The 8,958-nt window shown below is 62.1% G+C and carries 10 protein-coding genes; 3 read left to right on the forward strand and 7 right to left on the reverse strand.

What is annotated here, in order from left to right; genetic code table 11:
• Nucleotides 1-2: 2 nt before the first annotated feature.
• A complete protein-coding gene (gene purE, locus AC4PTT_RS02080) occupies nt 3-494 on the reverse strand; it encodes a 5-(carboxyamino)imidazole ribonucleotide mutase (protein WP_113153501.1) in 492 nt (163 codons plus the stop codon).
• 110 nt (nt 495-604) lie between these two features.
• Nucleotides 605-829 (reverse strand): YdcH family protein, encoded by a 225-nt coding sequence (locus AC4PTT_RS02085; RefSeq protein ID WP_222474041.1) that lies wholly within the window; start codon nt 827-829, stop codon nt 605-607.
• A gap of 227 nt (nt 830-1,056) precedes the next feature.
• On the opposite strand from AC4PTT_RS02085, the gene AC4PTT_RS02090 reads away from it, so the two are divergent.
• Nucleotides 1,057-1,236, forward strand: coding sequence for a YdcH family protein (locus AC4PTT_RS02090; RefSeq protein WP_113153500.1), 180 nt, complete (start codon nt 1,057-1,059; stop codon nt 1,234-1,236).
• A gap of 372 nt (nt 1,237-1,608) precedes the next feature.
• Here AC4PTT_RS02090 and AC4PTT_RS02095 read toward each other — a convergent pair whose 3' ends face one another.
• Both AC4PTT_RS02095 and AC4PTT_RS02100 read right to left on the reverse strand, forming a co-directional pair.
• Nucleotides 1,609-2,883 carry an MFS transporter gene (locus AC4PTT_RS02095; protein WP_299940651.1) on the reverse strand — a complete coding sequence of 425 codons (1,275 nt, stop codon included), beginning with the start codon at nt 2,881-2,883 and terminating at the stop codon, nt 1,609-1,611.
• A 214-nt stretch (nt 2,884-3,097) separates the two neighbouring features.
• A complete protein-coding gene (locus tag AC4PTT_RS02100) occupies nt 3,098-3,292 on the reverse strand; it encodes a DUF1192 domain-containing protein (RefSeq protein ID WP_113153498.1) in 195 nt (64 codons plus the stop codon).
• 149 nt (nt 3,293-3,441) lie between these two features.
• On the opposite strand from AC4PTT_RS02100, the gene AC4PTT_RS02105 reads away from it, so the two are divergent.
• Nucleotides 3,442-4,422: an NAD(P)H-quinone oxidoreductase gene (locus AC4PTT_RS02105; protein ID WP_317088718.1), complete on the forward strand. Its 981-nt coding sequence runs from the start codon at nt 3,442-3,444 to the stop codon at nt 4,420-4,422.
• A 147-nt stretch (nt 4,423-4,569) separates the two neighbouring features.
• On the opposite strand, the gene AC4PTT_RS02110 is transcribed toward AC4PTT_RS02105, so the two are convergent.
• Nucleotides 4,570-6,768, reverse strand: coding sequence for an esterase-like activity of phytase family protein (locus tag AC4PTT_RS02110; RefSeq protein WP_492162020.1), 2,199 nt, complete (start codon nt 6,766-6,768; stop codon nt 4,570-4,572).
• Nucleotides 6,769-6,995: 227 nt separating this feature from the next.
• Between AC4PTT_RS02110 and AC4PTT_RS02115 the strand changes: the two genes are divergently transcribed.
• Nucleotides 6,996-7,703, forward strand: a complete 708-nt coding sequence (locus AC4PTT_RS02115) for a DUF1013 domain-containing protein (protein WP_206548021.1) — start codon at nt 6,996-6,998, stop codon at nt 7,701-7,703.
• A 123-nt stretch (nt 7,704-7,826) separates the two neighbouring features.
• On the opposite strand, the gene AC4PTT_RS02120 is transcribed toward AC4PTT_RS02115, so the two are convergent.
• Both AC4PTT_RS02120 and AC4PTT_RS02125 read right to left on the reverse strand, forming a co-directional pair.
• A complete protein-coding gene (locus AC4PTT_RS02120) occupies nt 7,827-8,537 on the reverse strand; it encodes a helix-turn-helix transcriptional regulator (RefSeq protein WP_113153496.1) in 711 nt (236 codons plus the stop codon).
• Nucleotides 8,538-8,549: 12 nt separating this feature from the next.
• Nucleotides 8,550-8,924 carry a VOC family protein gene (locus AC4PTT_RS02125; protein ID WP_492162021.1) on the reverse strand — a complete coding sequence of 125 codons (375 nt, stop codon included), beginning with the start codon at nt 8,922-8,924 and terminating at the stop codon, nt 8,550-8,552.
• Between the last annotated feature and the right edge of the window lie 34 nt (nt 8,925-8,958).

The following is an 8,958-nucleotide window of genomic DNA, read 5'->3' on the forward strand; positions in this document are numbered from 1 at the left end:
GATCAATCTACCGGATATTCGGCCACCTGTGCCGTCTGTGCTGCGCGCCAGTCATCGAGACGGTCGGCAAGGTCTTCGTCGGAGAGCGCGAGAACCGAGGCCGAAAGAAGCGCGGCGTTGATCGCGCCGGCGCGTCCGATGGCCAGCGTTCCAACCGGCACGCCGGCGGGCATCTGTACGATGGAGAGAAGCGAATCCTGCCCCGAAAGCGCCTTGGATTCCACCGGCACGCCGAAAACGGGCAGCGGCGTCATGGCGGCCGTCATGCCCGGCAGATGGGCCGCGCCGCCAGCGCCGGCGATGATGGTCTGAAAGCCCTCGTCGCGGGCATTCCTGGCAAAGTCGTAGAGACGTTCAGGCGTGCGGTGGGCGGAAACGATCCGCGCTTCATATTCCACACCCAGCGCATCCAGCGTGTCTGCGGCGTGGCGCATTGTCGCCCAGTCGGATTGGCTTCCCATGATTATCGCCACTCGGGCGGTCCGCTCAGCCATCAAGCCCCCTCGCAATCAAAAAACAGCCTGTAGTCAAAACTGTCTCTCCCCGCAACCTCGTGCGCCCGCCTGATGTCGAATTCGACAGGAAATCAGGCAATTCAGGCAAGTCACGCAATGATGTCAGGGATGATGTTGTCTTCCAGTTCCTGAAGCCGGTCCTTGAGCGCCAGCTTTTTCTTTTTCATGCGCTGAATGCGAAGCGGGTCGCAGCCCGTAGCGATCATCGCGTTGATCGCGGCGTCGAAATCCGCGTGATCCTGTTTGAGGCGGGCGAATTCGAGACGAATTTCCGCCTGTTCCTGTTCTGATGTCACCACAGTCAGCTGATCCACATATGCAAGATTCTGGCCTGAATCCGGCGGGCGGATCTGCAGCCGATCAAAGCTGTCGAGGCAGGCCCGTCAGCGGCCGCGCTTATAGCACATTTCAGCATTACAGGAAATGCTACCAGACTGTGTTCGACAAGCCACATTTCAGGTGGCACACTGTCTGGATCGCCGGTTCCCGCGGGCGGGTGAGGGGCCGGTGAGTTCTCGAGGAAACAAAGGAGAACCCAATCATGTCTCTTGAATCCCATCTTGCAGAGTTGAAGCGTAAACACGGCGAACTGGAGCGGGAGCTCGACAGCGCCAAGCTCCATCCTTCAGTCGATGAGCTCGACATTGCTCAACTCAAACGGCGCAAGCTGGCCATCAAGGACGAGATGGAAAAGATCATGGCAGGTGCGACCCGTCATTAGAGCAATCCCAGGAAAAGTGGGAACCGGTTTCCCGTCCGGAATTGCGCAAAAACAATGAATTAGAGCGTTCTTGCGATCCAACGAAAACTGGGAAGGCTCTAGATCGCCGCGCGTCCATCCGGATGCGCAAGGGGCGGTCTGATCCATTGATGGAGCACCGGACCAATCCCAAACCGGACCAATCCGAAAAGCGAATGCCGGTCAGGCGCGTTTCGCGCCTGATTCGTGATCTTGATAATGCGGCCCAATTGCGGGCCTTCAGCCTCCGTCTCGGGTCATCCGGGTGCGGGGGCTTCGTCATTCTGGAAACCGCAATCCGGCATTCGCAACATGAATGCCGATGCGCTCACCCTATACCGGGTTTCATGACGCCTATTTGACAGCGGCCTCCGCCTCGCTGTCCTCGGCATCCTCCGTGTCGCTGCGCGGGTCGAGCACCGCAGCCTGCGGCGTCACGGCGCGTTCGGAAGGCAGGGCGTTGAACGCCTCGCGCTCGTCCACCGGCACCGGGGCACGCCGCGTGATGCGCAGCAGCGCATAGCCAGCAAGGCTGAAATGGGAAAGCGCGGTGATCAGGAACAGGCTTTCCGGGCGCAGGCTTTCCATCAGCACGCCGCCAACCAGCGGGCCGAGCATGGTTCCGCCGCCATAAAGAAACAGAAGTCCGCTTGCCACTTTCACGAAGTCTTCCGGCGAAGCGTGGTCGTTCGCATGGGCGACGATGATCGAATAAAGCGTGTAGGCAAAAGCGCCATAGACCGCCGTCATCGCGATCACATAGGTGCCGTCGCGTGGTGCGGTGAGGAAAATCGTGAACCCCACAAGGCTAGCACCGAACGACAGTCCCGCGATCACGAAGCGGCGGTCGATCCGGTCCGACAGCCGGCCCGCCGGCAGCTGCAGTGCGGCCCCGGCCAGAACGGCAATACTCATCATCGTGGCGATCTGAAGCGTTGAGATGCCGATCTCGCCGCCATAGACCGCGCCCAGCGTGCCCCACGCGCCATTGGCCGTGCCCACAAGGAGGCAGCCGATAAATGCCACCGGCGAGTTCACGAAAAGCCCCTTGAGGTCGAGCGTCACCTGCGCTAGCGGCTGCGGGCTCACCGCCTTGGAAACGGCGGTGGGAATGAGCGCCATGCAGAACAGGATGCCGGTCGTCATGAACAGGAGCGTGTTCGACACATCGCCGAACGCCACCGTCATCTGTCCGGCGGTCAGCGACGCATAGGTCAGCATCATGTAGACGCCGAAAACGGTGCCCCGGTTTTCATTGGTGGATTTCTCGTTCAGCCAGCTTTCGATCACCATGAATGCGCCGGCCATGGTGAAGCCGGTGAAGATGCGCAGGATGACCCAGCCGGTCGGGTCCACCCACATGCCGGTCAGAAGCGCGATGATCGCGCCCGAGGCCGCAAACGCGCCAAAGGCCCGCACATGGCCGGCGCGGCGCACGATGCGCGGCGCGATGAAGCAGCCGGCGACAAAGCCCGCTGCCCAGGCAGCGCCCAAGGCACCCAGAGAGGCCGTCGGGAAGCCTTCCATCTGCCCGCGAAGCGGCAGCAGAAGTCCATGAAGGCCCGATCCCGTGAGCAGGAATGCGGTGCCCAGAAGAAGCGCAATGATAGAGCCGAGAGGTGACAGCATGTACGGGTTCCGAAGGGGGTAGCGTTCGAATTGGCCGGTTGTCGTTCAACCGCGCCTTCGCCATCGAATCATGGCGTCAGCAAGGCCGGGGAAGAGACTGGCGGCGTCTTCGAGACACGCGTTTGACACTATGCGCGAATAACGGCGTCGCCGCCATCGCAAAACCGTCGTTCAGGGCGACGATTGCGGTATCCGAAGACCCTTTCGCGCCAGGCTAATCCCGTCGGAACAATGCCTCTGCGGCGTTCTTGGTTGCACCCTTGCTTTCAATGTCCCGTTCGAGCCGCACGATCTCCTCCTTCAGTTGCGCAATCCGTTTGTTGAGTTCCTCTACGGAGAGCAGCGACAGGTCCTCACCGATCCGGTGGCCGGCCGCCTGTTTCTTGTCGTCCTCGTCGAAAATGCCCATTGCGCGTTCTCCCATCGCCTCCATCCGCAGGGTGATGCGCTATCCTGTCAGGCGCGCCCTTGATCCGCGTGCATCACTCGCCGATTGTGTTGTCGGACGTTCTTCAAATCAACAGGGGCATGACGAATCATATGGCGCTTCCAGAGAAGATGACGGCAGTGGCGATCAGCGAGCCGGGCGAGCCGAAAGTGCTGAAGCCGGAGCAACGCGATGTGCCGAAGCCGGGCGAGGGGGAAATTCTCATCAAGGTGCGCGCCGCCGGCATCAACCGGCCCGACGTGTTTCAGCGCAAGGGGCTCTATCCCGCGCCGCCCGGCGCTTCCGATCTGCCGGGCCTCGAGGCCGCCGGTGAGGTTGTCGCGCTGGGCGAGGGGGTGAAACGCTGGCAGGTGGGCGACCGTGTCACGGCGCTGACACCCGGTGGCGGCTATGCCGAATACTGCCTGACACATGAAACCAACGCGCTGCCGGTGCCCCATGGTTTCAGCTTCACCGAGGCTGCGGCCATCCCCGAAACCTTCTTCACCGTCTGGCACAATGTGTTCCAGCGCGGCGGCCTGAAAGAGGGCGAGACCCTGCTCGTGCATGGCGGCTCCTCCGGCATCGGCACCACCGCCATTCAGGTGGCGACAGCCCTTGGCTCGAAGGTCATCGCCACGGCGGGCTCGGCGGAAAAATGCGCCGCCTGCGCGTCGCTGGGCGCGGTGCGCACGGTCAATTACCGTGACGAGGACTTCGTCGAGGCCGTGAAGGAAGAGACAGGCGGCCATGGCGCGGATGTCATCCTCGACATGATCGGTGGTGACTATATCGAGCGCAATTACACCGCCGCGGCCATGGATGGACGCATCGTGCAGATCGCCTTCCTCAAGGGCGCGCGGGCAGAGGTCGATTTCTCGCAGATCATGCGCAAGCGCCTCAGTCACACCGGTTCCACGCTTCGGCCCCGTTCTGTCGCCTTCAAGGGCATCATCGCAACGGAGCTGGAAGCGCATGTCTGGCCGCTTCTGGCCGCCCGCCGCATCGCCCCGGTCATGGACATGACCTTCCCGCTGGCCGAGGCCTGGCGTGCGCATGAGCGCATGGAAGAGGGGGCGCATATCGGCAAAATCGTGCTGGAAGTGTCTTGATCACCGGCGAAAACGCCTTTCCCAAAAACAGGAAGGCCCCGGCGATGATGCCGGGGCCTTCAGCCCTGGGAGGCTTTGTTTGCGAGAGCAATTCCGGGAAAAACTGAAGCCGGTTACCCGTCCGGAATTGCGCAACAACGATCCAGGTCAGTGGGTCGCGCTGAGCTTGCCCATATTGACGAAGATGGTCTCGCCGGACGAATCGTCCACCCCGTCATTGTCGGTCACGAAATAGGCGGTGCCGTTCGCGTCGATGGCGAAGCCCTCGATCTTGTCGACCACATAGCCATTCGTCGCGGCTTTCATCTCGGGCAGCAGGTCACGCTCCAGCGTTTTTTCCACCAGCGGCAGGTCTGCATCCAGCGCAGCCGGTGCGAAACCGTCCAGCGACACGCTGTAGAGTTTCTTGATCTTCGCCGACGAGCCGATCTGGTTGTCGCGCTCCACGATGTAGAGCTTGCCGTCATGGGCGGTGATTTCGGAAAGGCCGACCCAGCCCTTTTCCGCCGCATCCAGCGGATAGCGAACGGCAGCCCATTCCTTGGAGGCAGGCTTGTAGCTCACCAGCTTCACCTGGCCCTTCGGGTCGTCTTTCCATTCGCGCTGGATCGCCATCACCAGCATCTGGTCGTCGCCTTCGCCAACCACGGTCACGCCTTCCATGCCGAAGCGCTGCTCCACGGCGAGCAGTTCGGCGGGAAGTGCGATCTCCTGCTTGATCTCGCCCTTTGCATCGACGCGGAACAGCGCGTGCGGCGTCAGGCGGTCGGTGCGGCCTTCCGAAGCGAGCCAGAAGCCGCCCTTGCCATCATTGGCGATGCCTTCGAGGTCGAGCTTCTGGGCAGCCGCGCCATTGCGGGTCACGACCGTCTTTTTCGTGATCCGCGCCAGCGTCTGCGTCGCGTCGATGGTGAAGATCGCGGGCTGGTTGCCGTAGAACGAATCCGACACGGCGTAGAGCGTGCCGGGCTTTTCCGGATCAGCCACGAGGCCCGAAAGAGCGCCCCAGCCAAACGGTGCGCCGTTCTCGTCCATGGCGGATTCGATGGTCGGGTAGGCGGCCTTGCCCTCGGAAAGTTCGTAGACCATCACATGCGAGCGTGCGCCGCCGTCTTCGATCAGGTCCGCCTCATTGGCCGTCACCAGGAGGTTGCGCTCGGGAATGGCGACCAGACCCTCCGGTCCGATGCCCGACGGCAGCACCTGCACGAATTCCGGCGCGCCGCCCGTGTCGCGGTAGACCGCGATGAGCGAAGCACGCTCCAGCGCAACGAAGATGTATCGCTGATCGCCGAAGGTCGCGACTTCGAGGCCCTCGGGCTCGGTGCCCTTGGCGTCGGAACGCTTGTCCGGGTAGTGGCCGGCGGCTGCGGCGCGGAATTCCAGATCATTGCCGCTGTCGAACAGAACCTCGCCCGTCTTGTTGAAGATGGTGAAGCTGCGCGATCCGCCTTCATAATCGCCCTCATTGGCGGTCACGAAGCGGTCATTGTCGAGCCACTTCACGGCGTCCGGCTCGCGTTTCACATTGGCTGCCGCCTGATCGAAGTCGATTGCGCCATTGTCCAGCGTGTCGATCTGTTCGAGGTCGATGCTGCCGGCGGCGAAATGGTTCACCACCGCGCCGCTTTCGGCCGAAACCACCGCGATGTGGTTGTTTTCCTGAAGCGTGACGACAATTTCGCCCGCGTCGTTGAAATCCACGAATTCCGGCTCCGGGTCGCTCGGCGCGATTTCGGCGAGACCGGCAAGCGAGACGGTTTTCATGCTGTCGCAATCGGGCATGCCGTCGGTGAGCGTGAACACTTTGAGGTCGCCGGCAGGCATCTGCGGAATGACGCCGTCATTCAGGTCTTCGTCGCGTTCATTCTCGATGGCGACAGCAAGAAAGCGTCCATCGGCACTGATCGCAACCGAATCCGGCTGTCCGCCCAGCGCGCAGGAGGCTTCGGCGGTTTTCGCCGCCATGTCGATCACCACCAGATTGCCGGAAGGCTCGGTAAAGCTCTTCGAGGTGTTCACCGCCGCAATCGCTTTCTGGCCGACCACGCCCACGGAGGTGGGTTCGCCGTCCAGCATCACGGCGCCACCGGCTTTCGGCGCGGCTGCATCGCTGATGTCGACAAAGCCGACGCCGCCCAGCGGGCTGTCGGAATAGATCAGCGTCTTGCCGTCGGCGCTGCGGGCGATGATCTCGGAAGAGGTCTCCGTTGCCCGGTCGGCATCGGCCGGCAGGTTCTCGGCCACGGCAAAAGTGGCGATGCGGTTGAAATTCATCTCTGCCTGAGCCGGTAAGATGACAGCCGTGCTGGCCAGCAGAGCAAGAATGATCGCGTTGCGTTGCATGTTCAAAACTCCCTCAAGTCCCGTAGGAGCGGCACAATCGGAGGGCTTGGTTTCACGCCGATGACGGATCAATGACGGTTCGGTGACGTCCCCGTTCCGGGGTGCTGCGCAATTTGTTGCGTAAGGGGGGTGTTTCAGTTTATAAAGCGGACGAAATTTCCCAACATCGGTGGTTATAACCACCGCCCGCGCTAGGGACGCGGGCGAAGGAAGAGGATTCTTGAACTATGGCCAACACGCTTCTCATGCCCAAGGCCACCGCCGTGTGGCTGGTCGACAACACGGCGCTGACGTTCGATCAGATTGCAGAGTTCTGCAAGCTGCATCCGCTTGAGGTTGGTGCCATTGCCGATGGCGACGCCGCTCAGGGCATCAAGGGCATGGACCCGGTCATGACCGGCCAGCTCACCCGCGAAGAAATCGCCATGGGCGAGCGCAATTCAAACCACAAGCTGCGGCTTTCCGAGCCGAAGGTGCGTGTGCCGGAGACCAAGCGCAAGGGGCCGCGTTACACGCCGCTCTCCAAGCGTCAGGACCGCCCCAACGCCATTCTCTGGCTGGTGCGCAATCATCCGGAGCTCAAGGACGCGCAGATTTCGCGTCTCGTCGGCACCACCAAGTCGACCATTGAGGCCATTCGCGAGCGCACCCACTGGAACTCGCCCAATCTCGTGCCGATGGACCCGGTGACGCTGGGCCTGTGCTCGCAGATCGATCTGGATCTGGAAGTGCAGCGCGCTGCCCGTTACCTGCCGCCGCAGGAGAGCACCGGCGAAACGCTTCTGCCGGCATCCGAGACCGAGCATCTGCCGCTCGGCGAGCAGGATTCGTCCTCCTCGGAAGAGAAGGAACTCGACGCAGAAGCCGTCTTCGCAAAGCTCTCGTCGATGCGCTCCACCGAAAACAATGACGATGATGAGGACGATCAGTCCTGATTCGCGATACCTGATAATCTCCCCGGATTGCCGGGGAGAAATTAGAGCAGCCTGATCTCGTATCAGGCTGTTTTCGTATCGGGTGATGGCGGCAGAAAGTCCTGTTGCAGACGATCTTCCGGTTCAGCAGGCCTGTGCCCTGCCGATCATGGCTTCATGAATTTCCATGCGGCGGTAGAAGTCGGCAAGCTGCTTGCCGCGCTCTGGCCGGAACCCGCGCCCTGCCGGCTTGATCGCCGCAATGCGGTCGATGCGAAAGGTGCGGAAATCTCCGCGCAGCTCGCACCAGGCCACCAGCGTCCAGACCTTTCCCCAGAACCACAGGCCCAGAGGCCGCACATCGCGCTCCGATGTCCGGCCTGCCTCGTCGCGGTAGTCGAGGGCAAGCACGTCGCGCGTTTCCACCGCGCGCTCCAGCGCATCGATGGTCTGGCGGTCCATGTCGCTCACCACCCAGCGCGGGGTGTGAATTTCGGTTTTTGCAATCCGGTCGCGCTCCGGTTCCGGCAGCACGGTTCCGATCTTGATGAGCGCTTCTTCGGCGGCACGCGCCATCGCTGCGCCGCCGAAGGCGCGCACCATGCGCGCCCCGGCCACCAGGGCCACGATCTCGTCGCGGGTGAACATGAGCGGGGGGAGCTCGAACCCCTCCCGCATCAGATAGCCCACGCCCGCCTCGCCATCGATGGGAACCCCGGTCGATTGCAGGTCGGCGATATCGCGATAGATCGTGCGTTCCGAGACTTCGAGACGCTCGCTCAACAAACGCGCCGTAACCAGGCGCCCGCCCCGCAAATGCTGGACGATTTGAAAAAGTCGGTCAGCACGGCGCATGCGTTGTTCTCCTCACGCAAAAATTCCGAAGCTGTTTCCGTCGGGATCGAGACAATACACGAAACGACCGGCAGGAATAGTGACGATGGGCGACACCACTTTGCCGCCATTGTCCGTCACGCGCTTCATGGCGTCTTCAAGCGGCGCTGCGACTGCGAGATGAATGGTCGGCCCGGTGCCTTCGGGAGCCGGCTTGCCGGGGTAGATGTGCCCCGAGATGGATTCCTGCGGGTCTTTCGAGGCGAACACGGCAAACGGGTTCGGCCCGTCTTCCCGCAGCGCCAGTTCATTTTCAACGACAGCGCCATAGAAAGCGCGTGCCCGGTCCAGGTCGGTGACCGGAATTTCCGCCCAGACGACAGCATGCAACGGCAAAGTGGCAGACACTTGGGTAACCCTCCATTTTCAATGCCTGCAGAAT

Source organism: Nitratireductor sp. WH36-1 (assembly GCF_058725515.1).

Bases quoted from the DNA above. Each gene is read 5' to 3' on its own strand.
- purE (WP_113153501.1), bottom strand. From the start codon at position 494: ATGGCTGAGCGGACCGCCCGAGTGGCGATAATCATGGGAAGCCAATCC.
- AC4PTT_RS02090 (WP_113153500.1), top strand. From the start codon at position 1,057: ATGTCTCTTGAATCCCATCTTGCAGAGTTGAAGCGTAAACACGGCGAA.
- AC4PTT_RS02095 (WP_299940651.1), bottom strand. From the start codon at position 2,883: ATGCTGTCACCTCTCGGCTCTATCATTGCGCTTCTTCTGGGCACCGCA.
- AC4PTT_RS02100 (WP_113153498.1), bottom strand. From the start codon at position 3,292: ATGGGCATTTTCGACGAGGACGACAAGAAACAGGCGGCCGGCCACCGG.
- AC4PTT_RS02105 (WP_317088718.1), top strand. From the start codon at position 3,442: ATGACGGCAGTGGCGATCAGCGAGCCGGGCGAGCCGAAAGTGCTGAAG.
- AC4PTT_RS02110 (WP_492162020.1), bottom strand. From the start codon at position 6,768: ATGCAACGCAACGCGATCATTCTTGCTCTGCTGGCCAGCACGGCTGTC.
- AC4PTT_RS02115 (WP_206548021.1), top strand. From the start codon at position 6,996: ATGGCCAACACGCTTCTCATGCCCAAGGCCACCGCCGTGTGGCTGGTC.
- AC4PTT_RS02120 (WP_113153496.1), bottom strand. From the start codon at position 8,537: ATGCGCCGTGCTGACCGACTTTTTCAAATCGTCCAGCATTTGCGGGGC.